This is a genomic window from Aquifex sp., from assembly GCF_056494385.1.
This window is the reverse complement of record NZ_JBSLZM010000073.1, coordinates 1-23,364: the sequence shown is the minus strand read 5'-3', so window position 1 is coordinate 23,364 and position 23,364 is coordinate 1. Positions and strand designations below refer to the sequence as shown.

The 23,364-nt window shown below is 44.5% G+C and carries 26 protein-coding genes and 2 pseudogenes; 15 read left to right on the top strand and 13 right to left on the bottom strand.

Annotation, left to right across the window (positions count from 1 at the left end; translation table 11 throughout):
* The first annotated feature begins 10 nt into the window (after nt 1-10).
* Nucleotides 11-709, top strand: a complete 699-nt coding sequence (locus ACWB1W_RS05755) for a hypothetical protein (protein ID WP_479370431.1) — start codon at nt 11-13, stop codon at nt 707-709.
* Here ACWB1W_RS05755 and ACWB1W_RS05750 read toward each other — a convergent pair.
* From ACWB1W_RS05750 to lepB, 4 genes are read right to left on the bottom strand one after another with little or no spacing between them, the layout of a single operon-like run.
* Nucleotides 684-2,087 (bottom strand): NAD(P)/FAD-dependent oxidoreductase, encoded by a 1,404-nt coding sequence (locus ACWB1W_RS05750; protein ID WP_479370430.1) that lies wholly within the window; start codon nt 2,085-2,087, stop codon nt 684-686. The two genes, ACWB1W_RS05755 and ACWB1W_RS05750, sit on opposite strands and share 26 nt — an antisense overlap.
* A 36-nt stretch (nt 2,088-2,123) precedes the next feature.
* Nucleotides 2,124-3,095 carry a thioredoxin-disulfide reductase gene (gene trxB / locus ACWB1W_RS05745; protein WP_479370429.1) on the bottom strand — a complete coding sequence of 324 codons (972 nt, stop codon included), beginning with the start codon at nt 3,093-3,095 and terminating at the stop codon, nt 2,124-2,126.
* A 24-nt stretch (nt 3,096-3,119) separates the two neighbouring features.
* Nucleotides 3,120-3,590, bottom strand: coding sequence for a 2-C-methyl-D-erythritol 2,4-cyclodiphosphate synthase (gene ispF, locus ACWB1W_RS05740; protein WP_479370428.1), 471 nt, complete (start codon nt 3,588-3,590; stop codon nt 3,120-3,122).
* Entirely contained in the window at nt 3,590-4,363 is a 774-nt protein-coding gene (gene lepB / locus ACWB1W_RS05735) for a signal peptidase I (protein WP_479370427.1), read from the bottom strand. The genes ispF and lepB overlap by 1 nt, the downstream gene beginning before the upstream one ends.
* A gap of 36 nt (nt 4,364-4,399) precedes the next feature.
* On the opposite strand from lepB, the gene ACWB1W_RS05730 reads away from it, so the two are divergent.
* On the top strand, nt 4,400-4,912 hold the full coding sequence (locus tag ACWB1W_RS05730; RefSeq protein WP_479370426.1) for a superoxide dismutase family protein: 513 nt from the start codon (nt 4,400-4,402) through the stop codon (nt 4,910-4,912).
* Here the strand turns inward: ACWB1W_RS05730 and ACWB1W_RS05725 are convergent, their stop codons facing one another.
* Nucleotides 4,913-5,683 (bottom strand): glycosyltransferase family 2 protein, encoded by a 771-nt coding sequence (locus tag ACWB1W_RS05725; protein WP_479370425.1) that lies wholly within the window; start codon nt 5,681-5,683, stop codon nt 4,913-4,915.
* A gap of 79 nt (nt 5,684-5,762) precedes the next feature.
* On the opposite strand from ACWB1W_RS05725, the gene lpxD reads away from it, so the two are divergent.
* A complete protein-coding gene (gene lpxD, locus ACWB1W_RS05720; protein ID WP_479370424.1) occupies nt 5,763-6,743 on the top strand; it encodes a UDP-3-O-(3-hydroxymyristoyl)glucosamine N-acyltransferase in 981 nt (326 codons plus the stop codon).
* An 88-nt stretch (nt 6,744-6,831) separates the two neighbouring features.
* On the opposite strand, the gene ACWB1W_RS05715 is transcribed toward lpxD, so the two are convergent.
* Nucleotides 6,832-7,443: a hypothetical protein gene (locus tag ACWB1W_RS05715; RefSeq protein ID WP_479370423.1), complete on the bottom strand. Its 612-nt coding sequence runs from the start codon at nt 7,441-7,443 to the stop codon at nt 6,832-6,834.
* Between the two features lie 42 nt (nt 7,444-7,485).
* Between ACWB1W_RS05715 and ACWB1W_RS05710 the strand changes: the two genes are divergently transcribed.
* Genes ACWB1W_RS05710 through ACWB1W_RS05695 form a run of 4 tightly spaced genes read left to right on the top strand, consistent with a single transcriptional unit; the run spans nt 7,486 to nt 10,628 of the window.
* On the top strand, nt 7,486-8,445 hold the full coding sequence (locus tag ACWB1W_RS05710) for a bifunctional phosphoglucose/phosphomannose isomerase (protein WP_479370422.1): 960 nt from the start codon (nt 7,486-7,488) through the stop codon (nt 8,443-8,445).
* Nucleotides 8,438-9,163 (top strand): tRNA pseudouridine(38-40) synthase TruA, encoded by a 726-nt coding sequence (gene truA, locus ACWB1W_RS05705; RefSeq protein ID WP_479370421.1) that lies wholly within the window; start codon nt 8,438-8,440, stop codon nt 9,161-9,163. Before ACWB1W_RS05710 ends, truA begins: the two co-directional genes overlap by 8 nt.
* Nucleotides 9,164-9,191: 28 nt before the next feature.
* Nucleotides 9,192-9,428, top strand: coding sequence for a hypothetical protein (locus tag ACWB1W_RS05700; RefSeq protein WP_479370420.1), 237 nt, complete (start codon nt 9,192-9,194; stop codon nt 9,426-9,428).
* Nucleotides 9,429-9,443: 15 nt separating this feature from the next.
* Nucleotides 9,444-10,628, top strand: coding sequence for an MFS transporter (locus ACWB1W_RS05695; RefSeq protein WP_479370419.1), 1,185 nt, complete (start codon nt 9,444-9,446; stop codon nt 10,626-10,628).
* Here the strand turns inward: ACWB1W_RS05695 and sreC are convergent.
* The 3 genes and pseudogenes from sreC to sreA all read right to left on the bottom strand — a co-directional run bounded on the left by sreC (nt 10,619) and on the right by sreA (nt 15,388).
* Entirely contained in the window at nt 10,619-11,635 is a 1,017-nt protein-coding gene (gene sreC / locus ACWB1W_RS05690; RefSeq protein ID WP_479370418.1) for a sulfur reductase subunit SreC, read from the bottom strand. The two genes, ACWB1W_RS05695 and sreC, sit on opposite strands and share 10 nt — an antisense overlap.
* Before the next feature lie 13 nt (nt 11,636-11,648).
* Complete coding sequence (gene sreB / locus ACWB1W_RS05685; RefSeq protein WP_479370417.1) at nt 11,649-12,407, bottom strand: sulfur reductase subunit SreB; 759 nt, start codon at nt 12,405-12,407, stop codon at nt 11,649-11,651.
* Between the two features lie 16 nt (nt 12,408-12,423).
* Nucleotides 12,424-15,388: pseudogene (sreA, locus tag ACWB1W_RS05680) on the bottom strand (sulfur reductase subunit SreA).
* 16 nt (nt 15,389-15,404) lie between these two features.
* Between sreA and proB the strand changes: the two are divergent.
* The 7 genes from proB to ACWB1W_RS05645 are packed head-to-tail and all read left to right on the top strand — an operon-like array spanning nt 15,405 to nt 19,615.
* Nucleotides 15,405-16,475 carry a glutamate 5-kinase gene (gene proB / locus ACWB1W_RS05675; protein WP_479370416.1) on the top strand — a complete coding sequence of 357 codons (1,071 nt, stop codon included), beginning with the start codon at nt 15,405-15,407 and terminating at the stop codon, nt 16,473-16,475.
* Nucleotides 16,476-16,495: 20 nt separating this feature from the next.
* A complete protein-coding gene (gene nuoE, locus ACWB1W_RS05670; protein WP_479370415.1) occupies nt 16,496-16,978 on the top strand; it encodes an NADH-quinone oxidoreductase subunit NuoE in 483 nt (160 codons plus the stop codon).
* Nucleotides 16,953-18,233 carry an NADH-quinone oxidoreductase subunit NuoF gene (nuoF, locus tag ACWB1W_RS05665; protein WP_479370414.1) on the top strand — a complete coding sequence of 427 codons (1,281 nt, stop codon included), beginning with the start codon at nt 16,953-16,955 and terminating at the stop codon, nt 18,231-18,233. Before nuoE ends, nuoF begins: the two co-directional genes overlap by 26 nt.
* Nucleotides 18,234-18,277: 44 nt before the next feature.
* The gene (locus ACWB1W_RS05660; protein ID WP_479370413.1) at nt 18,278-18,619 is read left to right on the top strand and encodes a hypothetical protein; all 342 of its coding nucleotides are present in this window, start codon (nt 18,278-18,280) and stop codon (nt 18,617-18,619) included.
* A gap of 2 nt (nt 18,620-18,621) precedes the next feature.
* Entirely contained in the window at nt 18,622-18,954 is a 333-nt protein-coding gene (locus ACWB1W_RS05655; RefSeq protein ID WP_479370412.1) for a thioredoxin family protein, read from the top strand.
* Nucleotides 18,954-19,355, top strand: coding sequence for a type II secretion system major pseudopilin GspG (gene gspG, locus ACWB1W_RS05650; RefSeq protein WP_479370411.1), 402 nt, complete (start codon nt 18,954-18,956; stop codon nt 19,353-19,355). Before ACWB1W_RS05655 ends, gspG begins: the two co-directional genes overlap by 1 nt.
* Nucleotides 19,352-19,615: a prepilin-type N-terminal cleavage/methylation domain-containing protein gene (locus ACWB1W_RS05645; RefSeq protein WP_479370410.1), complete on the top strand. Its 264-nt coding sequence runs from the start codon at nt 19,352-19,354 to the stop codon at nt 19,613-19,615. Before gspG ends, ACWB1W_RS05645 begins: the two co-directional genes overlap by 4 nt.
* On the opposite strand, the gene ACWB1W_RS05640 is transcribed toward ACWB1W_RS05645, so the two are convergent.
* Nucleotides 19,599-20,261, bottom strand: a complete 663-nt coding sequence (locus tag ACWB1W_RS05640; RefSeq protein ID WP_479370409.1) for an ABC transporter ATP-binding protein — start codon at nt 20,259-20,261, stop codon at nt 19,599-19,601. The two genes, ACWB1W_RS05645 and ACWB1W_RS05640, sit on opposite strands and share 17 nt — an antisense overlap.
* Complete coding sequence (locus ACWB1W_RS05635) at nt 20,230-21,477, bottom strand: NfeD family protein (RefSeq protein WP_479370408.1); 1,248 nt, start codon at nt 21,475-21,477, stop codon at nt 20,230-20,232. Before ACWB1W_RS05635 ends, ACWB1W_RS05640 begins: the two co-directional genes overlap by 32 nt.
* Before the next feature lie 64 nt (nt 21,478-21,541).
* On the opposite strand from ACWB1W_RS05635, the gene hisS reads away from it, so the two are divergent.
* Nucleotides 21,542-22,753 carry a histidine--tRNA ligase gene (hisS, locus tag ACWB1W_RS05630; RefSeq protein ID WP_479370463.1) on the top strand — a complete coding sequence of 404 codons (1,212 nt, stop codon included), beginning with the start codon at nt 21,542-21,544 and terminating at the stop codon, nt 22,751-22,753.
* Here the strand turns inward: hisS and ACWB1W_RS05625 are convergent.
* Both ACWB1W_RS05625 and ACWB1W_RS05620 read right to left on the bottom strand, forming a co-directional pair.
* A pseudogene (locus ACWB1W_RS05625) lies at nt 22,750-22,848 on the bottom strand (nickel-dependent hydrogenase large subunit); the annotation flags it as partial. The gene hisS and the pseudogene ACWB1W_RS05625 sit on opposite strands and share 4 nt — an antisense overlap.
* Nucleotides 22,849-22,939: 91 nt before the next feature.
* On the bottom strand, nt 22,940-23,191 hold the full coding sequence (locus tag ACWB1W_RS05620; protein ID WP_479370407.1) for a zinc ribbon domain-containing protein: 252 nt from the start codon (nt 23,189-23,191) through the stop codon (nt 22,940-22,942).
* Nucleotides 23,192-23,364: the final 173 nt, after the last annotated feature.

Genomic DNA, 23,364 nt, shown 5'->3' with positions numbered 1-23,364 from the left:
GGTGAAGGGAATGGTAAAGCTTCTGGCTATGCTAAGTATTCCTGTAGTTCCTCTAAGTTTTATAACCGAATACTTCTTTGAAAACTGCAGGAGTTGTAGGGACTTCTTTTTTCCCGTCTTAGTTTTCTTCGCTCTGTTTTTTGCAAGCTTAGGGCTTGGTAAGACGGGACTGCTTTTATCACTTCTTGCGGTAATAACGAGCTTAATCTACACCTACAAGCTCTTTAAGGTTGAAAATGTTGAGGAGTGGGTATTTAACTTTTTTGTAGCCACAGTTTCCCTTTCTTGGCTCAACACTGAGAACATGCTCCTCTTTATTCTCGCCTTTGCTGTCCCCATTACCGTTATCCATTTCCTCTTTTATCACCTAAAGAGACAGGGAGTTTCCCTGAAGTTTAAGGAGCTTACGGGTATAGGTTCATACCTTCCTAGGTTCTCTACACTCCTCTTCTTGGCTCTCGTTTCCGCACTGGTTATAGCTCCGGCATACGCCTTCTTCTTGAACGTTGAACTTATAAAGGGAAATCTCCTTCTTGCCTTACTTTTTATAGCTGAATGGATAGCCTGGAACTGGGTAGGCTTTAAACTCTTTCCGAACGTGATATTCGGAGAACCTAAGGAAATAAACGGATACAGGGACGTAGAGGCGGAAGAAGCCTTCCCGCTTACCTTTACGCTTCTTGCTATACTCCTGCTTCCTCTTGTATAAATAGGGGAATTTCCCGTCGGGGGTCTGCGAGCCCCCTTAAGAACATCTTTTCTACAAGCTTTTTATGAACCTCCTTGAACTCCCTGTTTAACCTCAAAAAGAAGTGGTAGAGAACCCCTGAGGCTTCAAGCCCGAGCCCTTTATCAAGGGCTACTTTCTCCTCCCACGTGTTTATCCTAAATGCCCTAAGAAGGGGGTTTCTCGGGTTTAGTTTCGGAAACTTCGGAACTCCAACGAACTGGTATCCCCTTACCTTTCCCTCCTTTAAGAATACCTTAACGAGATACTCTTTATACTCAAGGAAGAAACTCTCTTCCGCATCTTCAAACAGCCCGCCGCTTCCCGCGGTTACACTTCTAGTCTTCACCGCGTTGTAATCAACGAGTCCCGTGTTCCTGACTCTTTTTCCCGCCATGTTGAACCCGGCTACGTATCCCGATTGCTGAGCCGGAGGGAAAAGAGCTATCCATCTGTGATTGCCCCATGCATCAATCCCCGAGGCTATATCGCCTGCAGCGTAAACGTCGGGGTCACTCGTCTGCTGATATTCGTTAACGAGTATACCTCCTATCGGTTTTCCGAGTTTCTTGTCTATGTGAATCTCTATATTCGTTCCTTCAACGAGGTAGGTTCTCGGTCTTACACCCGTTGATACTATTACCATGTCGGTCTTTATGAAGGAGGTCTTATCACTTCCGCGTTTTTTTACTTCAACCGCTTCAACCTCTCCATTCTTGCCGTGAATGGCGACAACCTGGTGTTCAAGAAGGAACTTTATACCTTCCTCCTCAAGGGGCTTCTGGTAAAGGTGTCCCATCTGTCTATCAAGCATCCTCGGGAGTATTCGGTCAAAAACCTCAATCACCGTAACGTCAAGACCGAGATGCCTTAAGGTTTCCGCATCCTCTATACCTATGGGACCTGCACCTATTATTACGGCGCTCCTCACCTTGCCCGACACAATCCAGTTTCTTATCTTGTAGGCATCGTATAAGTTTTTAGCGGTCGTGACCCTTTCAAGCTCAACACCCTGTATGGGAGGAACAAAAGCGTAAGCACCCGCTGCAAGAAGACATTTATCGTAAGATATCTCTTCTCCTTCTTTCGTTATAACTACCTTTCTCTCGTTATCAATTCTTACGACTTCCTTTTTTGGTCTGAAATCAACCCTGTGTTTTTCGTAAAACCTTTCTCCTCCCTTGTAAAAGAGTGCTTCCTTGGATATATCGTCCCTTATAACGTTTTCCATACAGTTTGGGGCGTATGTGGGAAACTCTTCGTCCGAGAGAATAACTATTTCACTTTCTCTATCTACCTTTCTGAAAGCCTCAACGGCACTTGCTGCGGCAGGACCGTTACCGACTATAACAACTTTCATAGAGTTTTAGTTTAAAGGAAGCAGGGGAAAAAGGAGTTACCACTGGGGAACAATCTTCTTCTTTCCGCTCAGGAACTTGTCAACCGCAAGTGCTGCTTTACATCCCATAGCCGCAGCGACGACAGCCTGCTTTACCTCGTTACACAGAACATCTCCCGCTGCAAAAACCCCCGGAACGGAGGTCATCATCTCCTCGTTTACCACTATGCAGTCTCCTTCCGTCATCTCAACCTGACCCATGAGGAAGTCAACGGAGGGTTTAGTTCCTCCGAGGAATATGAATACACCGTCAACCTCAAGGAGTTTTTCCTGTTTTTGTTGTAGATCCTTAAGTTTTACACCTTTTACAACTTTGTCCCCCACTATTTCCATGGGTCTATGTCTTAAGAGTACCTCAACGTTTTCCATGTTTTTGAAGTGTTCTACAACTTCCGGGGGTGCTTTTATCTTGCTTCCGGGCACAACAAAGTAAACCTTACTTGCAAAACGGGCTATGAACTCAGCCTCCTCTATGGCGTAATCGTCGTCACCTATAACCGCAACGGGCTGATCTTTGAAGAACGCCGCATCACAAACACCGCAGTAAGATACACCCCTTCCGAGAAATTCCTCCTCCCCCTTGAACTTGTTAGCCCTTTCCATAGCACCCGAGGCAACTATTATCGTTTTTCCTTGAAACTCCCTCCCGTCTATTGTATAAACCTTTTTGGGATCACTGTTCAGATCCGTAGCTATAACCTTACCTCTTACAAACTCAGCTCCAAAGCTTTTCGCTTGGTCCCTCATTATCTTTAAGAGTTCGTAACCGGAAAGAGGCCCGGGAACTCCGGGATAGTTTTCTATCTTTTGGGTTACACCAAGAGCTCCGTCAGCTTCCGCCCTGTATAAAACTAAAGTTTTCCATCCGGCTCTTGCTGTATAAAGCGCAGCCGTTGTTCCTGCCGGTCCCGCACCTATTATAATTACGTCGTAAACCTTATCGGGTTGCTTATTTAGACTTACTTCCATTTCTTCCTACCTCCTCTTAAAATTTTAAGCCCTGTAAATAAGCACGGTACACATGCAAACAATGCCCTCTTCCCTGCAAAACCCTTCCCTCCTCTTTCCCTTAATGGAAATTCTATCCTTACCTATACCGATAATCCTCGATAAGTTTTCCTTTATCCTGTCTTTGTAGGGGGCTATCTTAGGCCTATCGGCTATGAGCGTGCAGTCAAGGTTTGATAGCTCAAAACCCTTTTCCCTCATAAGCTCAAGTGCCTTTTTCAGGAATACTTCCGAAGGCGCATTTTTCCACCTCGGATCCTCATCACTGAAAAGCTCCCCTATATCCCTTTCACCGAGGGCTCCGAGAATAGCGTCCGTTATTGCGTGGAGAAGTGCATCCCCGTTCGAGTGCCCTTTGAGTCCGTAGGGAAAATCTATCTCTACACCCCCGAGTATTAACTTCTTGTTCTCCGTAAACTCGTGGGAGTCAAAACCGAAACCTACCCTGAACTCCATCACTTATTAATTAATGGTATCCCTATGCGTGAAAATCTCGGGTTGAGAAGAGCCAAAACTATCTGCTTTACAGCTGTAAAAGGTGTAACGTCTGCCGGAGTAAGAGGAGGAACCTCACCCGAGTAGTATATTACAAAGGCCTTTCCTATCACGTTTTCACGGGGAACGAATCCCCAGAACCTGCTGTCCTGACTGTTGTCCCTGTTGTCCCCCATAACGAAGTAGCTGTTTTCCGGAACAACGAACTTCGTACAGACCCCCTCCTCGCTGTATCTCAGACAGAGGCTTTCGTCTATCGCATTGTAAGCGACTCCCGGAAGTTTAAAGGGACGCCTTTTGAAGCAAACGTAATGCTGTATCTCCTCTCCGTCCTCCCTGTATATAGTCTCCCTGAACTTGTAACATGTTCCCCTCGTTAGTTTTTCCTTTCCAACATACTTGAGCTCATAAACCTTTCTGTTTACTGAAACTTCGTAGTATATTAAATCCTCCTTTTCATCGTATAAGGGAATAAACTCAACAATGTCCCCACCCTTTGCGATAATTCTCTTTATAAAGCTTATATCGGGATTCTTCGGGTATTTAAAGACCAGCATATCCCCTCTCATGGGCTCGGAAAGAGAGTAAACGAGCTTATTTACAAGTATGAAGTCTCCAACTAGGAGAGTAGGTTCCATGGATGCGGAAGGTATGTTGTAAGCCTGAGCTAAATACTCCCTTATGAGTAAGACCGCACCTATTATGAGAATGAGTTCAATCAGTTGTTTTTTCATAGAAGGATATTTTAATGGTTATAAGGAGGTGGGAAGATGAAAAGAGCTCTTCTTTTTATGGGATTGAGTGTTTTGAGTGCAATTTCTTTTGCGATAGAGAGGGCTCATGCGGAGCTTATAAATAGAGAGGGGAAGGTTATAGGAAGGGTTGAACTTCTTGATGCGGGAAACGGGGTTCTTCTTAAAGTAGAAGCTTCAAACCTGCCGCCGAACCGAGAGCTTGCCTTCCACATACATGAGAAGGGGAGCTGTATACCTCCCGACTTTAAAAGTGCTAAGGGACACTTCAACCCCTTCGGAAAAGAACACGGACTTTTGAATCCGAAGGGTTTCCACGCAGGTGATATGCCTAACGTATTTACCGACTCAAAAGGTAACCTCAGAGTTCACGTATTTAACCCCTTCGTTACACTAAAGGAAGGAAAGGTAAACAGCCTATTTAAAGAAGGGGGAACAGCAATCGTTATTCACGAGAGGGGGGATGACTACAGGTCAAACCCTGCAGGAAATGCGGGTAAACGTATAGCCTGCGGAGTTATAAAGAAGTAATCACTCCCTTTTCCAGAGCTCCCCTCCGTATCTTTCTTTAAGCTCAAGCTCAAGCAGGAAGGCATACTTTTGAAAGGTGTAGATGGCTACCGAGAGGGAAGCGAGTAATCCCCTGTATCCGTCAAGGAATCCCAGCTTTAATACGTAAAGCTTAAGAAAACTCCATAAAGGGTTTAAGAGAAGCTTGTAAAACCTGAATTTTTCACCCTTTTCCCGCATGGCTTTTGCCATAATTTTTGCGTAGTTCAGGTTTTTCACAAACTGGTGTTCCAAACTTTTAAAGGAGTAATGGTATAAATCACCCTTTATCTTTCCAACCTTTCCCTTAATCACGGGTTTTTCGTGAACTTCCCCTTCAAAGAAAACCTTTCCCTTTTTAAACAGCCTGAGTCTCCACTCGGGATACCACACGTGGTTTAAAAATTTTCCTAGGTAATACGTTCTCCTCGTAACCTTATAAGCCTCATACCCGGGGTTTTTCAGTTCCTTTCTTACGTTCTCCCTTAATTCTTCGGATACTTCTTCGTCAGCATCTATAACCATAATCCACTCATTTTTACAGAGTTTCGCCCCGTAATTCAGCTTTTGGGAATAACTCATCCCCTCTTTGGGTTTGTAAACTTTCGCTCCTAAGCTCTTTGCAACTTCCGCAGTTTTATCCTTTGAGAAGTCATCAAGAACTACAACCTCATCCGCAATACCCTGCACACTTTTAATGGCTCTTCCTATGTTCTTCTCCTCATTCTTTGCCTGAATGAGAACGGAAAGCATGGAATACTTATTATGCTATCTTAAACTTTATGGAAACGGAATTGAGAAGGTTCTTCGAAAAATTTTCGGAGAGTAAAGCATGAATGTAACCTTTAAAGAGGTTGCAGAAACCATAAAGGGAGAGCTGAAGGGAGATCCTTCGGGAATTATAAAGGGAATATCTACGCCCGAAAATCCGAAAGAAGAAACCGTGGTTTTCTGTCAGAGCGATAAGGATATAGAAAAAGCAAAGGGGAAGATTGTCCTCCTTGTTGTAAACAAAGATGTAGACGGTGAGCCTTACGTTAAGGTTAAAGATGTAAAGCTTGCCCTTGCTCAATTCCTTGAGAAGTTCTTTCCCGAGGAACATCCGGTAGGTATATCTGAAAAGGCTTCGCTAGGTGAAGGGGTTGAGATAGGCGCGGGAAGTTACGTGGGGGATTTCGTATACATAGGAAACAACGTCAAGATAGGAAGAAACGTTAAGATTTATCCCTTTACTTATATAGGGGACAACACAGTTATAGGGGATAATACGGTTATCTTCAGCGGGGTTCACATATACAGGAATACGGTAATAGGAAGAAACGTAAGAATTCACAGCGGTGCGGTGATAGGTGCTGACGGTTTCGGTTATCATATAACACCCGAGGGTATAAAGAAGCTTAACCATATAGGGAACGTAGTAGTTGAGGATAACGTTGAGATAGGAGCAAACACTACCGTAGACAGAGCACTTATTGAGACGACGGTTATAGGAAGAAACACAAAGATAGATAACCTCGTGATGGTGGGTCACAACTGCAGGGTGGGGGAAAACAACATACTCGTTTCACAGGTGGGTTTATCGGGTAGCGTGAAGACAGGAAAGAACGTAATCCTCGCCGGACAGGTAGGTGTTGCAGACCACGTTGAGATAGGAGATAACGTAATAGTTACCGCAAAGTCGGGAGTTGCAAACGATTTAGAACCTAACAAAACCTACGGTGCAAACCTTCCTGCGATTGAGTGGAACAGGTGGAAAAGGATTTACCTTTACCTGTTGCGTCTTCCCGAACTCTTTAAGAATTTTAAAAAATAATGGAGTACATTTTTCCGATACTACTTTTAGTAGTCGGTGTTTACCTTATTTACAGGAGCAGGAGGAGAAAACGCTCCTGCTGTGAGACCTAATCCAGGGTTTTTACGTGCTCAAGAGTATATAAGGTAAAGTGAGAAAGGATTAAGCCAAAAAGAAGTGCTACAAAAGAGGCAAGCAACACACCTGCAACGGAAAGAACAAGTCCGGTGAAAAGGAGCAGAAGAATGGAGGATATAAAAAGCCACTTAACACCCACTTTTGCGTATCTTCCGTTCGGGATTAAAAGAAGGACGAGCATAGCCTGAAAGCCCTCCCTAAAAGTTTCCGCTATGTAAAGCTCCTTTGAAAGGTATGGTTTGTAAAAAAGCCACCAAATGCCCAAGATTATGTAAAACTTTGTGAATAAGTAAGATAAAACCGCTACAAAGTAAAGGTAAACAGCTTCAGCCAAGGTATAGCTAAAAACAGAGCTTTTCGGGAATAAAACCTTTCTTATATCGTAACTCTTGTTATTCTTCAGAACTTCCGTGAAGTGTATAACTGTTGAGTTCATAAGCAGGAGAAGGAAGTAAAAGGAGACCAAACCTACATAGGGTAAAGGAGTTATAACGAGAAGAACCGTGAAAAAGAATATCCACGGAATGAGGAATTCTGCGGAAAGGATAACACTTCTTACTGAATTTATAACAACTTCCCTCATATTCCCTTAACGTTCAGGTTTATTTTAAGCTAAAATCAAGGCATGGGGGTTGAGGGTTTACTTGAAAGATTTTACGAGCAGATAGTTTACGAGGAGATAAGTAAGGACCTATCAGATTACAAGGGTGTTGTCTTCTGCGGAATGGGAGGGTCCGGAATAGCCGGAACCTTTGCGAGTAAATGGTTAAGCCACAGGGGTGTAAAAACTCCCTCCTTTGTCGTAAAGGGTTACGAACTGCCTCCCTTCGTTGACGAGAACTACCTCGTTGTTTGTATAAGCTACAGCGGAAACACCGAGGAAACCCTTTCAAACTTTGAGGAAGCCCTGAAAAGAGGCATTAAGCCCGTGTGTATAACCTCGGGAGGGAAGTTAAAGGACCTTGCCGAAAAGAGCGGTTGTGAGGTTTACGAAGTTCCTAAAGGTTTTCAGCCTAGATACGCCTTTGGCTACCTACTTTCAAAAACCTTATGTCTTGTAGGTGTAACACCCGAGGAAATGGAAGACGCTAAGGAAAACGTAAAGGAAAACCTCGGAAAAATAAAGGAAGAAGGGTACAAAATAGCGGGAAGGCTATACGGATACGTTCCGGTGATTTACTCAACACCCCTTACAGATGCTGTAGCGGAAAGGTGGAAGGGACAGATAAACGAGAACGCGAAAACACCTCTTTACTACGCTGTCCTTCCCGAGATGCACCATAACGAGGTTATGGGTTGGAACAATCCTTCCCTGAGGAACAGGTTTAGCTACGTAGTTATGTATGACGAAAAGGACCACCACAGGGTTAAACTAAGGGTTGATATAACTGTGAAACTCCTAAAGGATATGGGAATAGTCCCTATAGTGCTTAAAGGGGAAGGAAACTCATACCTTTCAAGAGTTCTTTACCTTGTTCATTTGGCAGACTGGGTAAGTATAAAACTCGCGGAGCTTTACGGATACGACCCCTTAAGGGTTGATACGATTGAGAGGATAAAGGAAGAACTCAAGAAGTATGATTAATTACCTCATTCGGCTTGCCTTCATCGGAACCAACTTTTCGGGTTGGCAAGTTCAGCCAAAGGAGAGAACCGTTCAGGGAGTCCTCCAGGAAGCTCTCTCAAAGATTTTCAACAAAGAGGTTAAGGTAATCGGTTGTTGTAGAACGGACGCGGGAGTCCACGCTCTTGATTACGTGGCTAACTTTAAGGTTGAAAAGAACTTTCCCGAGGAGAAACTCCTTCTCGCTTTGAACGGAATACTACCGAAGGATATAGGGGTTTATGAGGTAAAGAAAGTTTCTACGAAGTTCAACGCGAGATATTCCGTAAAGGGTAAGGTTTACCTCTACAAGATATGGAACGCCGAGATGAGAGACCCTTTCCTTTATCCCTTTACCTGGCAGGTGAAGAAAGAGATAAACTTTGAAATTTTAAAGAAAACTCTTGAACTCGTAAAGGGAAAGCACGACTTTAGAGCCTTTGCTAAACTTGAAGAGGATAGGAATACCCTTGTAGAAATTCAAGAGGTAAGCCTAAAGAAGGAGGGAAGGCTTATAGAGATAAGACTAAAGGCTTCCCACTTCCTGAGGTATATGGTGAGGAGGATAGTGGGAACCTCGGTAAAAATAGCACTCGGGGTTTACGAACCCTCGTTAATGGAAGAACTCCTTGAAGGAAAGGGAAAAGCTCCCTACACCGCACCTCCCCAAGGTCTCCACCTTGAAAAGGTCATACTATAAAATCTTGATTTCATTATTCTTAATTAACATGAGAGAGAGACCGTTACCCGACTGGGTAAAAGAAAGGATACTCCAAAAGGTGAGGAACAAAGCTCTCGCCCAGGAAGCCTTTAAGTATATAACTGTCGTTGAAAAGGACGACGGAACGCTTGTCGTTAAGGAAAACTTTAACAACACCCAACACCACGCCCTTTGGTTTATGGTGTTAGCATGTGTTAACTATGCTCAGAGACTGCTGAGAGGTGAGGATATAGAGGATATCTGAGTTAAAATTTTCTTTATGCTTACAAATGAAGAGAAAAAAGTAGTAGCGGGAATAACCTTTGTAGTCGTTTCGAGATTCTTAGGTCTATTTCTACTTCTTCCCGTCCTCGCACCTTACGTTAAGAAGCTTTCGGGAAGCACCCCGCTTTTAACAGGGCTTGCGGTAGGTATATACGGACTAACCCAGGCTTTACTCCAGATTCCTTTCGGATATCTCTCGGATAAATACTCAAGGAAAGGTGTTATAACCATAGGTCTTATTGTATACGCACTGGGAAGTTTCCTCGGAGGTATAGCCCAAAATATATGGACCATGCTCGTAGCCCGTTTCCTTCAGGGAGCGGGTGCTATATCTTCCGCTGCTATAGCCCTATCCGCGGACCTCATAAGGGAGGAGGTAAGGACGGTAGCCTTTGCCCATATAGGTGCGGCAATAGGAATGACCTTTGCCTTCAGCATAGTGGTTGCTCCGGTTCTGGCGGGTAAGTTCGGAGTTCCCTTTATGTTCTTCCTTACAGGAACGTTATCTCTCCTCGCGCTCTTATACCTCCTTCTCTTTATTCACGAACCTAAAAGACACGAAAAGGAGATAGAACCTTTCTTAAAGCTCCTTCCCCAAATACTAACGGATAAAAACCAGATTGCCGTTGATCTATCAGTAGGCGTTCTTCACCTTATCCTCGTTTCCATATTCACGGTTATACCGATTGAGCTTATAGAGAGCTACAACATACCGAAGCCCGAACACTGGAAGATATACCTGCCTGTTATCCTCGTATCTCTTGCTATAATGGTTCCGGCTATAATAGTTGCGGAAAAGAGGGGAAAAATAAAGCCCGTTTACCTTTCGGGAATACTATTAATCTCTCTGGGATTCTTTGTTCACATACTGTTTAAAAATATTTACGGCGTTTTCCTTATGCTTTTACTTTTCTTTATAGGTTTTCACCTTCTTGAGCCTATACTTCCCTCCCTTCTTACAAAGTTTGCAGGTTCTGAGAAAAGGGGAATAGCTGTAGGTGTTTACAATACCGTTCAGTTCATCGGTGCGTTTCTCGGCGGTATCTTGGGAGGTATTTTCCTGAAGTTCGGAAAGGAGTATCTCCTTATTACAGACTTTCTTATATCCGTCCTCTGGTTAGTGTTTATAGCTATATGGATAAAAGGGGTTGAGATAAAGAAGAGGGAAGCTCAGCCGTAAAGGGAAATCCTCGTTTCCTTTCTTTCCATGTATCCTTTCCTGAGCTTATATCCCTCTTCAGGGTAGAGTCCGTAAAAGAGGTTCTGGACGTGATTTCCTTCAACGAAGAAACACCATCTTTCTATTGCACTTCCAACGAGTATGGATAGGTAAATCGTTGAAAGAAGGAACATGTTAACGGTTCCCGTTATGTAAACGTATATAAGCAGAAATAGGGGAAGTATAAAGGTAAAAAGGTATGCGAGGGGTATAAAAGTGGGAAGCATCTGTTTCCCTTTTGCGTAGTAGAACTCGGTTGTGCAGTAGTTATCCGTCGTTGAACCTTTGTCTATAACCCTTATGGGTCTGTTGTGGGGAAGGTTCAAGGCTTCGTTAAGGGTGGGACGCCTGATGTAAAACTGCCTTATGTTAAAGGCGAGTCTGAAACCGAATCCCAGAAGAACAAATAGAAAGGTTAAAAATAAGAACGTTCCCGTATAAGGTAGGTTGTAGAAGTAGGATAGTATCGTAAATGCGGAAGAACCCAGCATTAAATACATTAAGAGATAGTAAATAACTGTTATTCCCGTGTTCCATTCAAGGACAAATTTGTTTGTTGCGTAAATCATCGCTGTTGAGAAACCGCTTAGAACTCCGAGAATCCAAGTGATTATTCCAAAGGTGTGTTCAAGGAAAGGAGAAACCTCAAAGTATTTTAGGACAAGGTATATGAGAAGTGTAAATCCGTAAGCTCCGCTAAATACGGCCTCCCTTGAGAGCCAAGAAGTGTTAAACCTCTTTATCGCCTTCCAAGCCCTTAGTTTGTGTCCCAGGTGGAAGGAAGCACCTATAGCACCTATACCTATAAGGATAAGGCTTATAACACCCGATATAAGGACTACTTCTTTGGGAAGTCCTTGGCCCTTCCCGAAAAGGGTAAGAAACTCAATAAAGTAGGTGAAGATAAATAGCCCTATGGAAGTGCCTGCGGTTAAAAAGAAGAATATAAGGGAAATCGGCGGGTGCATCTCTTACCTCCTTTTATGGTAATTGTTCGTAAGCTTCTTCGGGTTTTTCCTCGGTTGCTTTCTGGCCTGCGGATGTGTGATGTCTTCTTAAAACTTCAAGGAAGAGGGGATTATCAGGTTTCAGTATGTGCTTTTCAAACTCTTCAAGGTTTATCTTCGTTTCCTGTCTGGGTAGATAGTGATTTGCGGGGTTTGTTCCCATATCCGGGAATAGAACGAAACCGTTTCTCTCCTTTATAAGTTTGTATACCTCGCTATTCGGGTCCTCAATATCGCCAAAGAATCTGGCTTTTGCAGGACATGTAAGAACACACGCAGGTTGTCTATGTTCGGGAGGAAGTGTCTCATCGTATATCCTGTCTATACAAAGGGTGCACTTTTTCATCACCTTGTCCGCTTCGTCAAACTCACGGCAACCGTAGGGACATGCCCAGGAACAGAGCTTACATCCTATACAGTCGTCGTAGTTTACGAGAACTATACCGTCCTGTTCCCTCTTGTAGCTCGCACCCGTCGGGCATACGGGAACACACGGAGCGTCTTGGCAATGGAGACAGGACTTAGGAAGGTGGAACACCTGCGTTTCGGGAAACTCACCAGTCTCGTAGGTGAATATCCTGTTGTACCAGACTCCTGAGGGGTGTGCTCCGAAGGGGTCGTAATCGGATAAGGGACCAAAAGCGGCCTGGGTATTCCACTCCTTACAGTTAGTAGCACAAGCATGACAACCAACACAGGTGTTCAAATCTATAACGAGAGCATACTGCGGCATATTTCTACCTCCTTACTTAAGGTTTATACCTTAAAAGTTCTTCCCACCTTTCCTTAATGTAGGGAAGGGGTTCAACCTTAAACTCGGGATATGTCTCGGGCGTTTGGTCTTCCGCCTTGTAAACCCTTACCTTTGTATCAAACCACGCAAGGTGTCCCGTTATGGGATCTCCGTAGTAGAACTCCCTTCCGCCCATTCTTATGGAGTGGGGTATGACGTGGTTAAGAAGGAATCCCTGGTGTCCTTCTTCCGCTTCGGGTTTAAGTCCCCAAGCTCCTATCATCTTACCTATAGCGTTCCATGTCCATACGGAGTTCGGTTCAGTGCACTCTGTGAGGAAGACCTGACACTTAACCTTTCCTATCCTTGACTCAACCCATACCCAATCAAGGTGCTTTATACCGAGCTTCTTAGCAGTTTTGGGGTTCATGTAAAGGTAGTTTCTTGTAGATATCTGTCTGAGCCATACGTTTTGGGAGTCCCATGAGTGATACATCCACTGGGGTCTTTTTGTGAAGGCGTAAAGGGGGTAATCATTACCGCTAACTTCTTCCTCAAAGGGAGGATACCAGAAGGGTAGAGGGTCAAAGTATCTCGCAAGTCTTTCCCTGATTACCGGGTCATTGGGAGGTTGTTTTTCTCCTTCCCAGAGACCCTGACCGGCCAGCCTGAACTTTTGGAGTGTCTCAACGTAGAAGTTCATAATTATGGGGTCCGTTCTCTTTACGAACTTAACGCTTTTAGCCCATTCAAGGTAGTCCTTGTTAGCGTACCTGTAATAACGCATGTGCTCCGGAAGAGGATAGTAGAAGAATCCCTTGTTCTTTGCATACATCTCAAGCTGGTTGGGATTGGGTTCTCCCACAAAGTGTTTATCTCCGTTCTTTCCTCTCCACCCCGCAAGAGCTCCAATGCCGGGTTGGGGTTGCCAGTTTATAAGGAAGTCCTTCCAATCCTTGTATTTGGGTGTTCCATCTTCGTTTACAAATCCGGGAAGCCCGAGCTTAGTTCCGAGCCTTACCATAACCTCTCCCCAGGGAAGAACGTCAAGCTTCTCACCTTTTAGGTCCCTCGGCTCAACTATTGGTTGCCTTATAGCGTCAACTGGTCCGGAGGCAACGGAGGGCGGTCTGTCAAGAAGTGAGAGTGCAAACCACTGTTCAAGATATGTAGCGTCCGGCAGAACGAGGTCCGAGTAAGCCACCATTTCGCTGTAGAATGCGTCTATAGTTATTATCTTCGGTATTACGTAGTTTCCGCTTGCATCCTTAGCAGTTAGAGCTTTCAAGATGTAAGGGATATTCTGGGAGGAGTTCCATGCCATGTTTGCCATGTAAATCATGAGAACTTCTATGTCGTAGGGGTTTCTCTCGTAAGCTGCGGGTATTACGTTCTGTATAAGACCGTGTGCAGCTATGGGGAACTCCCAGCTGTAAGCCCTGTCTATCCTGAGGGGGTTTCCGTTCTCGTCAACTAAGAGGTCGTCAGGGCTTTGAGGTATACCGAGGTGAGGTCCGTAAGGCTTTCCGAACTCAAGCTCGTCAAGTGATTTTATCTGCTTAGGTTTCGGTAAGTCTTCTATATGTTTGGGGTAAGGGGGTTTTGCAAGGTGTCCACCGGGCCTGTCTATACAACCGAGAAGCATCATTAGGACGAATACCGCCCTTGCTGTTTGGTATCCGTTTGAGTGGGAAGCTATTCCTCTCATTATGTGGAAGGAAACCGGCCTTCCCTTCATAGTTTTGTGCTTCCTTCCCCATACGTCGGTCCACTCTATCGGGAGTTCTATGGGGTCGTATAGGGCGGTAACTCCGAGCTCCTTCGCTATCCTTTCTATCGTTTCCGCAGGTATGCCGGTAATCTTTGATACCTTCTCGGGGGTGTAGTCCTTGACAATTCTCTCTGCGAATATATCAAAAGCCGGTCTTACCTTGTATCCTTCGGGTGTCTCAAACTCACCTATGAACGCCGGGTCAAGGTTGTCGGGAACTATGCGGTCCGCAGGCTTGAAGCTGTTTGATTTCTTGTCAAATACCATAGGTTTCCCTTCCTCATTTCTGTAAAAGAGTCCGTCCTTTGGTGTTCCTGGTGCCTGAATTACAAGCCATGGAGCGTTTGTATACTCTTTTAGGAACTCCCAGTCTATGAGGTTGTACTTAAACAGGACGTGAGCAAGACCTAAGATAAAAGCTCCGTCCGTTCCCGGCTTAATGGGAACCCATTCGTCCGCTATCGCTCCGTAGCTCCACCTTACGGGGTTAACGAATACAAACTTTCCTCCCCTTCTCTTGAGTTCCTGTATACCGAGCTTAAAGGGGTTGGAGGAGTGGTCTTCCGCAACACCTATCATCATAAAGTATTTGGTGTGTTCAAAGTCCGGGTCTCCGAACTCCCAGAAAGAGTATCCAACGGACATAAGTCCTGCAGCTGCAACGTTAACGGAACAGAATCCACCATGAGCAGCCCAGTTTATCGTTCCTATCTGCCCTGCAAACCAGCTGTTTATAGCCTGCATCTGGTCCCTTCCCGTGAAGAATGCTACCTTTGCGGGGTTTTTCTGTGCAGCTTCCCTTATCCACTTTGCTGCTATCTCAAGGGCTTCATCCCACTCTATTTCCTTAAACTGGCCCGAACCCCTTGGTCCTACCCTGAGTAGGGGTTTCCTTAACCTTGCGGGTGAATACTCTTTCATTATTCCCGAGGAACCCTTAGCGCAAAGAACACCTTTATTTAAGGGGTGGTCATCGTTACCCTTTATGTAAGTAACTCTACCGTTTCTTACGTAAACTTCTATACCGCAACGACAAGCACACATATAACAAGTGCTGTAATACTTCTTTTCGTAAAAACTTCCGCCGATTTCCATAGAAGTTCCCTCCTTAACTTCTTTTAAGAATAAATACTTCACCCGAGATGTAGATGACACACTTCCTTAAGGTATTATAAGACTTACTTATAAGGCCTATAAGCTGGAAGTGCATTTAAAATCTCTAAGGAATGAGAATCGTTTTAAAGATAGGTTCTAACCTTCTTGAGACACCAGAAGGGGACATAGACCTCAGGTTTCTTTCAAAACTAACGGAGGAAATAAAAAGACTAAAAGGTAGAGGGTACGAGTTTTTAATAGTGTCTTCCGGTGCTGTTCTCTCGGGAGCTAAGAAGCTGGGCATAAAGGAAAGGCCAAGGGATTTAATAACGAAACAAGCACTTTCCGCCGTCGGTCAGGCATACCTTATGCATCTTTACGATACCGTTTTCTCAAACTACGGGCTAATGGTGGGGCAGGTTTTACTTACAAAGGACGTTTTCTCTGCAAAGAATAAGGACAGATTTACGAACGCAAAGAACACCCTAAATAGGCTCCTTGAGATGGGAATTATTCCCGTTATTAACGAGAACGACGCGGTGGCGGTAAGTGAGCTAATATTCGGTGATAACGATTTTCTTGCGGTATACGTCTCCTTTACGATTGGTGCAAACCTTCTCGTCATATTCTCAAGTGCGGGCGGACTCAGGGATCACGAGGACAAAGTTATACCCGTTGTTGAAAGTGTTGAGGAGGCTTTCAAATACGTGAAGGGAACGGGAACGAGCTTCGGAACGGGAGGCATGAGAAGCAAGCTGGAAGCCACAAGACTTGCAACCACCTTGAACATTCCCGTAATAATAACGGGAAAGGAGGACTCCCTTGAGGATTTAGTGAATTTCAGGACTAAGGGAACACTCTTTAAACCTTCAAAAAGGAAGCTGAGGAATGCACTCAAGGTGATAGCCACGCTTGAGGAACCAAAGGGTGTAATAGTGATAGACCGCGGAGCGGTAAAGGCTTTAAAAGAAGGGAAGAGTCTACTTCCTGCGGGTATAAAGAGAGTTGAGGGAGTTTTCGGACGTGGGGACATTGTGAGCGTTGCTAACGAAGAAGGTTTAATTGTCGGAAAGGGAAAGGTGAATTTCTCCTCTCAGGAGCTTGAAAGGATTAAGGGGTTAAAAACTAAGGAAGTTAGGGAGCTACTTAAGACTACGAAGGACGAGGTGATACACCGAGATAACATGGTTGTATTCCTTTAAAGTTTTTAAAATTTATATCTATGTTTAAAACGGAGTTTGAGTTTCCCGAGGAGCTTAAGAAGAAGCTTGAGGAACACATAAACTACTTTCCAAAGAAACAGCAGGCTATACTCCTCTGCCTCCACGAGATACAGGACTACTACGGATACATACCTCCCGAAAGTCTAAAGTCCCTTGCGGATATGCTTGAACTTCCCCTTAACCACGTTGAGGGTGTTGTTGCCTTTTACGATATGTTTGACAGGGAGGATAAGGCGAAATACAGAATTAGGGTATGTGTAAGTATAGTCTGCCACCTTATGGGTAAAAACAAGCTCCTTGAGGCCCTTGAGAAGATACTCGGTATAAAACCGGGTGAGACTACACCTGACGGTAAGTTTAAGATTGTTCCCGTTCAGTGTCTCGGTGCGTGCTCCGAAGCGCCCGTGTTTATGATAAACGAGGACGAGTATAAATTTGAAAGTGAGGTGCAGTTAAATGAGGTCCTATCCCGCTATACCTAGGATTTACGCGGAGACAACCTTAAATATGCTTTTAAAGAGGGCTAAAAAGCCCCGTGTCCATACAATAGACGAATACATAAGGGACGGGGGATACCAGGCTCTTGAGAAAGCTCTTAACATGTCCCCCGAGGAGATAATAGACTGGGTTGATAAAAGCACGTTAAGGGGAAGAGGTGGAGCAGGTTTCCCGACCGGTAAGAAGTGGAAGTTCGCGGTTCAGAATCCTGGACCCAGATACTTTATCTGCAACGCAGACGAGTCAGAACCCGGAACATTCAAAGATAGGATTATCATAGAGAGAGACCCTCACCTTCTGATAGAGGGGATAATAATATCTTCTTACGCGATAGGTGCTAACGAGGCTTACATATACATAAGGGGTGAGTATCCCGCAGGGTATTACATCCTGAGGGATGCCATAGAGGAGGCTAAGAAGAAGGGACTTCTCGGGAAAAACATACTTGGTTCAGGCTTTGACCTTGAGATATACGTGGCAAGGGGTGCGGGAGCCTACATCTGCGGTGAGGAAACAGCGCTTATAGAAAGCCTTGAAGGGAAGAGGGGACATCCGAGACTAAAACCCCCTTATCCGGTCCAGAAGGGACTGTGGGGTAAACCGACCGTCGTTAACAACGTTGAAACAATAGCAAATATCCCCTACATAATCTCAATGGGTTGGGAGGAGTATAGGTATATAGGCCCGAGCGATTACGCCGGTCCTAAGCTTTTCCCCGTAAGCGGTAAGGTGAAAAAACCCGGTGTTTACGAACTTCCAATGAATACGACACTCAGAGAAGTTATATTCAAGTATGCGGTGGGAACACTCGGAAACAAGAAGGTGAAAGCTGTCTTTTCCGGAGCCCTTGACTGCTTCTCCCACGAAGAGCTTGATATTCCGATGGACTACTCACCTCTGGGATTCGGTGGAACGGGAACGGTTATAGTCCTCACGGAAGATGACGATATAGTTGAGGCTGCCTTAAAGATTGCGGAGTTTTACGAGCACGAAACCTGCGGTCAATGCACACCCTGCAGGGTTGGTTGCTACGAACAGGCTAACCTTCTTGAAAAGATTTACAAGGGAGAAGCGGACGAAAAGGATTGGGAAGGCTTTGATTTCGTAAACAGAAATATACAACCGACGTCAATATGCGGGCTCGGAGCGGTTGCAGGAAGGCTCATAAGGCAGACAATTGAGAAGTTCCCCGAGGAGTGGGAAAAGTATAGGAAAAAACTTCAAAAGGTCGGGGCTTAGCGCCCCCTTTACTTTTTTTCCTTAAAGAAACAGAATAATTACTTATGAAGAAAACTTTTAAAAATATAGAACTTGAGCTTCTCAAAGAGATTTCTAACCTTGAGTATTACGATGTAAAAGCACCCCTAAACTCAAAGGAGTTCTGGAGGGAGTGGCAGGAGAAGTTTAACAGGGCTAACTTAACCTTAATAGCCCTGAGAAATATCTTGAGAAAAAATAAACTAAGTAAAAGGGATTTTAGAAAGGTAGTTAACCTTATAAGGAGTTATGAAGATATAATATCCTACCTGAACAGTCTTAAAGCTACTGCTTTAAATGCACGGGGCTATTACGGCTACTTCATAGAGTTTGAAGAAGACGACGAAGACGAAAGTGAAGGAGGTTGAAAATGTTTGAAGGATTTAAAGAGGTTACCGATAAAGACTTTTACAAAGCTGTTATGATGAATCCTAAACCTTCCGTTGTTGTCTTCACGGACCCCGGCAACCCGGCAAATGAACAGATAAAACCAATACTTGAGAAGTTCCAGAAACTTTACGGGGATAAAGTTGACTTCTTTTACCTTGACGTTGCGAAGAACACCTCCTTTGAGGACTTCGGTATATTCAACTTTCCCGCTATACTCTACTTCAGGGATACGATGGAACTTGACAGGCACGACTTTATACCTACAGAGGAGATGGTAGAACAAGCTATAAAAAGACTTCTAAGGATGGTGTGATGAGAAGAGGGTTTACACTTATAGAGGTTCTCGTTGTCTTAATAATTCTGGGGCTTCTTGCTGCTCTAATTGTCCCTAAGTTAACCTCTCGTGTTGATGAAGCAAGGATAAAGGCAACAAAGCTTCAACTAAAGGCTATAAAAAACGCCCTTGAACAGTTTAAGCTTGACAACGGTTTTTATCCGACTACGGAACAAGGTCTTAAGGCTCTTGTGGAGAAGCCTACAACGCCCCCTGAACCCAAAAACTGGAAACAGTATATGGAAAAAGTGCCAAAAGACGCATGGGGAAACGACTTCATTTACGTATCACCTGCAGGTTCGAAGCCCTACGAACTTAAATCGGTAGGGCCTGACGGCGTTGAGGGAACGGACGACGACATAAGCGTCTGGGATTTATGAGGGGATTTACTCTCCTTGAAACGGTTATAGCCTTAATGCTTATAGGTTTAACCCTTTCTGTTGTATTTTCCTTACTTTCCCAGGGAATAAGAACTGTTGACAGGGTAAAAGAAAACTGGAAAGACTTCACATACCTTGATATGGCTGTAAAGCTCGGGATGAACGAGGGTGTAAGTATTGAAGAAAAGGAGTTAAAGGAATACGAGATAAAAGTGAAGGTTTACAGAAGGGGAAATGTAGAACTCATTCTTCTTGAGTGATTTGCCCGTCTTTTAGGTAAACAATTCTTGAAAAGAAACGCTTCAGTTCCTCGTTGTGTGTAGCAACGATAAAGGTTATACCTTTCTTGTTCATCTCCTTGAAGAGATTGAAAATCTTTTCTCCCTCTTTGCTGTCAACGTTCCCTGTAGGTTCGTCCGCAAGGATTAAAAGAGGGTCCACCATTAACGCCCTTCCTATCGCAACCCTTTGCTGTTCCCCGCCTGATAGCTGGTAGGGTTTATGATGTATTCTGTGGGAAAGTCTGAGAAAGGATAGTATCTCCATGGCCTTTTTCTTGGGGTCTTTGACGCCTAAAAGCTCTCCAATAATCGTTAGGTTTTCAAGGACCGTGAAGTCCTCAAGGAGATAGTAAAACTGGAATATGTAGGCCATCTTCCTTCTTCTTAGCTCCGAAAGCTCGTCCTCACTCATTGAAGATATATCCTTTCCGAAAACCTTTACTTCACCTTCCGAAGGTTTATCAAGACCCCCTATTATGTGAAGGAGCGTGCTTTTTCCCGAACCGGAAGGGCCCATAACTCCCAAAAACTCACCTTCGTTTACTTCCAGGTTTACACCCCTCAGGGCTACTGTTCCGTTCTCGTATACCTTTTTAAGGTTCTTGAGTTCCACCAGTTTCCCCATCTTCCCTTACCTTCTCAACTACTAACCTTAAGCCTTTAACGCTCACAACCTTTACCCTATCTCCCTTCTTTATATTCTCCTTTGAGTATGCGTCCCAAATCTCTCCGCGGATGAAGACCTTTCCCTTTCCCTTCTTAAACTCCGTAATCGCCTCCCCCTCTTCACCTATCATCGCCTCCATTCCCGTTATCTTCTTTCTCTTTTGGGCCTTTATACCGAGGTATCCCACGGTTAGGAAGAAAACCGCACTGAAAAGGGAAACGCCGAAAATCAACTGTTTGGGTATCTCCCCGTAGGGTGAGTTTTCTTCAATCAGAAAGAGAGAACCAAGGACGAGAGATATTATCCCTCCAACCGTTAAAGCCCCGAAGGTAGGGGTTATGAGCTCAAGAACGAAGAAAAGTATCCCGAGAAGTATTAAAAGGAGTGCAAGCCAGTTAACCGATATGAGACTCAGGCCGTAAAGACCTAAAAGGAGGGATATAGCTCCCACAACACCCGGGATAACCGCCCCGGGGTTATAAAGCTCAAAGAAAATACCGTAAAAACCTATCATAAGGAGAAGATAGGCAACCGTCGGGTTTGATATTATCTTCAAAATTTTCTCCCTAAGGAGAAGGTCAACCTTTACAACTTCCTCCCCCTTAGTCTTTATCACGTAAACCTTTCCGAGTTTCCTCACCCTTTTCCCGTGTATCTTTTCAAGGAGGTCCCCTAAGTTGTGGGCTATTAGGTCTATAACATCTTTCTTTAGAGCTTCTTCTGCGGAAAGGGAGAGGCTTTCTTTTACCATCCTTTCAACTATTTTTACGTTCCTCCCCTTTTCTCCGGCTATTGCCCTCACGAATGCGAGCATATCCTCAAGGGCTTTCTTTAACATGACATCGTTCTTTTTATCGCCTCGTGAACCGGCTATAACCGGGTGTGCTGCACCTATGTTAGTTCCCGGAGCCATAGCCGCTATGTCCGCGGCTATTGTTATAATTGCTCCCGCAGATGCCGCCCTTGCCCCGGGAGGATATACAAAAACAACCACGGGAAGGGGAGCTGTATTAAAAGCTTGAACAATCTTTCTCATACTCTCAACCAGACCTCCGGGCGTATTTAGAATTAGAACGTATAGGTTTCCTCCCTTTTCTTGAGCTTCTTTCAGGGACCTCTCAACGTATCCCGCGGCGGTTGGGGTTATGGGACCCTCCCACTCAGCTACGAACACCTTGGGAAAGGTAAAGGAAAGCAGGAGTAATAAAAAGGTTATAAGGGCTATCATAACTTATATTATGACCGTTCAGAGCGTTAGGGGTTTTCACGATATACTCGGCAAGGAAGCCGGAAAGTTCAGAAAGGTATCAAATACGGCGAGGAGAATTCTAAAGCTTTACAACTTTGAAGAGATTATACTTCCCGTAGTTGAGTATGCTGAGCTCTTCCAGAGAAGTGTCGGAGAAACTACAGACATAGTTCAGAAGGAGATGTTCGTATTTGAGGACAGGAAGGGGAGGAAGTTAGCCCTCAGACCCGAGGGAACGGCGGGAACCGTAAGAGCTTTCATACAGCACAAGCTTTACGCCTTAAGACCTTACGTGAAGCTATTTTACGAGGGGCCTATGTTCAGATACGAAAGGCCCCAGGCGGGAAGGTATAGGCAGTTTCACCAGATTGGTGCCGAGGTTTTCGGTGTTGCAGAACCTTACGCAGACGCGGAGATAATAAAGATTACTTACGACATACTTAACGCCCTTAACATAAAGGACGTTGTTATAGAGATAAACTCCCTTGGTTGTAAGAAAGATAGAGAAGCCTACAGAGAGGCACTCCTTAACTACCTTAGAGGTGTTAGAGAAGAGCTGTGCACCGATTGTATAAACAGGATGGAGAGAAATCCTCTGAGAGTTCTTGACTGTAAGGTGGAGACGTGTAAGGAAGCGGTAAAGGAATCTCCGAAGATGATTGACTTTTTATGTGATGAGTGTAGGCATCACTACGAGAGCTTAAAGGAATACCTTAAAGCCTTGAATATCCCCTTCAGGGAAAATTACAACCTCGTCAGGGGACTTGATTACTACACGAGGACGGTTTTTGAAGCGGTTTCCGACAGCCTAGGACTTACTCTTATAGCGGGGGGTAGATACGATTACCTCGTTGAAGAACTCGGAGGCCCTCCAACACCCGCTCTCGGTTTTGCCCTTGGTGTTGAAAGGCTTATGCTTCTACTTCCGGACGAAGAAGAAAAAGAGGAGATATACTTCGTCATTCCCTTCGGGAACGTTCACGCTTACGCACTTAAGGTTGCAGATAGATTGAGGAGTAAAGGAAAGATTGTTGAGTTCTCTTACAGGAAGGGAGGATTAAAAAAGCAGCTTGAGTTTGCAAATAAACTTGGTGTTAAGTATGCGGTGATAGTAGGAGAAGACGAAGCATCAAAAGGAGAGATAACCATAAAGGATATGGAAACGGGAGAGCAAAAAAGGTTAAAGTTTGAGGAGCTTTAAAGGACCTTTACGCTCATCTCTTCATCTCCATAAAGGTGGACAGCACAGGCAAGACAAGGGTCGAAGGAGTGAATGGTTCTCAGTATCTCAATAGGTAGTTGTTGCTTTAGGGATACTCCGCCAAGACCCATGTCCCTCTTCAAAGGGACTTTTCAGCGAACTCCCAACCCACACCACAGAGCGGGATCACTCGCCTCCTTTTGGGAGATGGGACAGGTATAGAAAGTGTTGATTAAATACCGCATTCACATCCCCATTCACTATATACCCACATCCCTTGCAATAAAATAACGCTTTTGAACCCAAGGGAGAGAACCTCTTTTCCTCTCCCCTACATCTGTTACATCTCCTTGACGGATAATTCGGATACACAAAATCTATACCAAATCCTTCCTCTTCACTTATCTCCTTTACCCTTTCTTGAATCTTCCTCCTCATCCAGAAATTTATCCTCCTATTTAATCTCTTACTCCTCCTCTTATTCCCTCTTAAACCTTTTAGCTTCTCAAATACTACTACAGTCTCTCCTCTTTCTGAAAATTACTTAGCTATCTCGCTTATCTCCCTTGCTACCTTGAGTGCTATATCTCTATTTATGTTCTTCACCTTCT

Excerpts from the sequence above, each read along its gene's own strand:
- ACWB1W_RS05700 (WP_479370420.1), top strand. The coding sequence starts at position 9,192 with ATGAGAGAGAGACCGTTACCCGACTGGGTAAAAGAAAGGATACTCCAA.
- ACWB1W_RS05640 (WP_479370409.1), bottom strand. The coding sequence starts at position 20,261 with ATGGGGAAACTGGTGGAACTCAAGAACCTTAAAAAGGTATACGAGAAC.
- ACWB1W_RS05645 (WP_479370410.1), top strand. The coding sequence starts at position 19,352 with ATGAGGGGATTTACTCTCCTTGAAACGGTTATAGCCTTAATGCTTATA.
- ispF (WP_479370428.1), bottom strand. The coding sequence starts at position 3,590 with ATGGAGTTCAGGGTAGGTTTCGGTTTTGACTCCCACGAGTTTACGGAG.
- ACWB1W_RS05750 (WP_479370430.1), bottom strand. The coding sequence starts at position 2,087 with ATGAAAGTTGTTATAGTCGGTAACGGTCCTGCCGCAGCAAGTGCCGTT.
- nuoF (WP_479370414.1), top strand. The coding sequence starts at position 16,953 with ATGAGGTCCTATCCCGCTATACCTAGGATTTACGCGGAGACAACCTTA.
- ACWB1W_RS05755 (WP_479370431.1), top strand. The coding sequence starts at position 11 with ATGGTAAAGCTTCTGGCTATGCTAAGTATTCCTGTAGTTCCTCTAAGT.
- nuoE (WP_479370415.1), top strand. The coding sequence starts at position 16,496 with ATGTTTAAAACGGAGTTTGAGTTTCCCGAGGAGCTTAAGAAGAAGCTT.
- sreC (WP_479370418.1), bottom strand. The coding sequence starts at position 11,635 with ATGCACCCGCCGATTTCCCTTATATTCTTCTTTTTAACCGCAGGCACT.
- proB (WP_479370416.1), top strand. The coding sequence starts at position 15,405 with ATGAGAATCGTTTTAAAGATAGGTTCTAACCTTCTTGAGACACCAGAA.
- hisS (WP_479370463.1), top strand. The coding sequence starts at position 21,542 with ATGACCGTTCAGAGCGTTAGGGGTTTTCACGATATACTCGGCAAGGAA.
- ACWB1W_RS05660 (WP_479370413.1), top strand. The coding sequence starts at position 18,278 with ATGAAGAAAACTTTTAAAAATATAGAACTTGAGCTTCTCAAAGAGATT.
- ACWB1W_RS05695 (WP_479370419.1), top strand. The coding sequence starts at position 9,444 with ATGCTTACAAATGAAGAGAAAAAAGTAGTAGCGGGAATAACCTTTGTA.
- gspG (WP_479370411.1), top strand. The coding sequence starts at position 18,954 with ATGAGAAGAGGGTTTACACTTATAGAGGTTCTCGTTGTCTTAATAATT.
- truA (WP_479370421.1), top strand. The coding sequence starts at position 8,438 with ATGATTAATTACCTCATTCGGCTTGCCTTCATCGGAACCAACTTTTCG.
- trxB (WP_479370429.1), bottom strand. The coding sequence starts at position 3,095 with ATGGAAGTAAGTCTAAATAAGCAACCCGATAAGGTTTACGACGTAATT.
- ACWB1W_RS05710 (WP_479370422.1), top strand. The coding sequence starts at position 7,486 with ATGGGGGTTGAGGGTTTACTTGAAAGATTTTACGAGCAGATAGTTTAC.
- ACWB1W_RS05730 (WP_479370426.1), top strand. The coding sequence starts at position 4,400 with ATGAAAAGAGCTCTTCTTTTTATGGGATTGAGTGTTTTGAGTGCAATT.
- ACWB1W_RS05715 (WP_479370423.1), bottom strand. The coding sequence starts at position 7,443 with ATGAGGGAAGTTGTTATAAATTCAGTAAGAAGTGTTATCCTTTCCGCA.
- ACWB1W_RS05655 (WP_479370412.1), top strand. The coding sequence starts at position 18,622 with ATGTTTGAAGGATTTAAAGAGGTTACCGATAAAGACTTTTACAAAGCT.
- ACWB1W_RS05620 (WP_479370407.1), bottom strand. The coding sequence starts at position 23,191 with ATGAGGAGGAAGATTCAAGAAAGGGTAAAGGAGATAAGTGAAGAGGAA.
- sreB (WP_479370417.1), bottom strand. The coding sequence starts at position 12,407 with ATGCCGCAGTATGCTCTCGTTATAGATTTGAACACCTGTGTTGGTTGT.
- lepB (WP_479370427.1), bottom strand. The coding sequence starts at position 4,363 with ATGAAAAAACAACTGATTGAACTCATTCTCATAATAGGTGCGGTCTTA.
- lpxD (WP_479370424.1), top strand. The coding sequence starts at position 5,763 with ATGAATGTAACCTTTAAAGAGGTTGCAGAAACCATAAAGGGAGAGCTG.
- ACWB1W_RS05725 (WP_479370425.1), bottom strand. The coding sequence starts at position 5,683 with ATGCTTTCCGTTCTCATTCAGGCAAAGAATGAGGAGAAGAACATAGGA.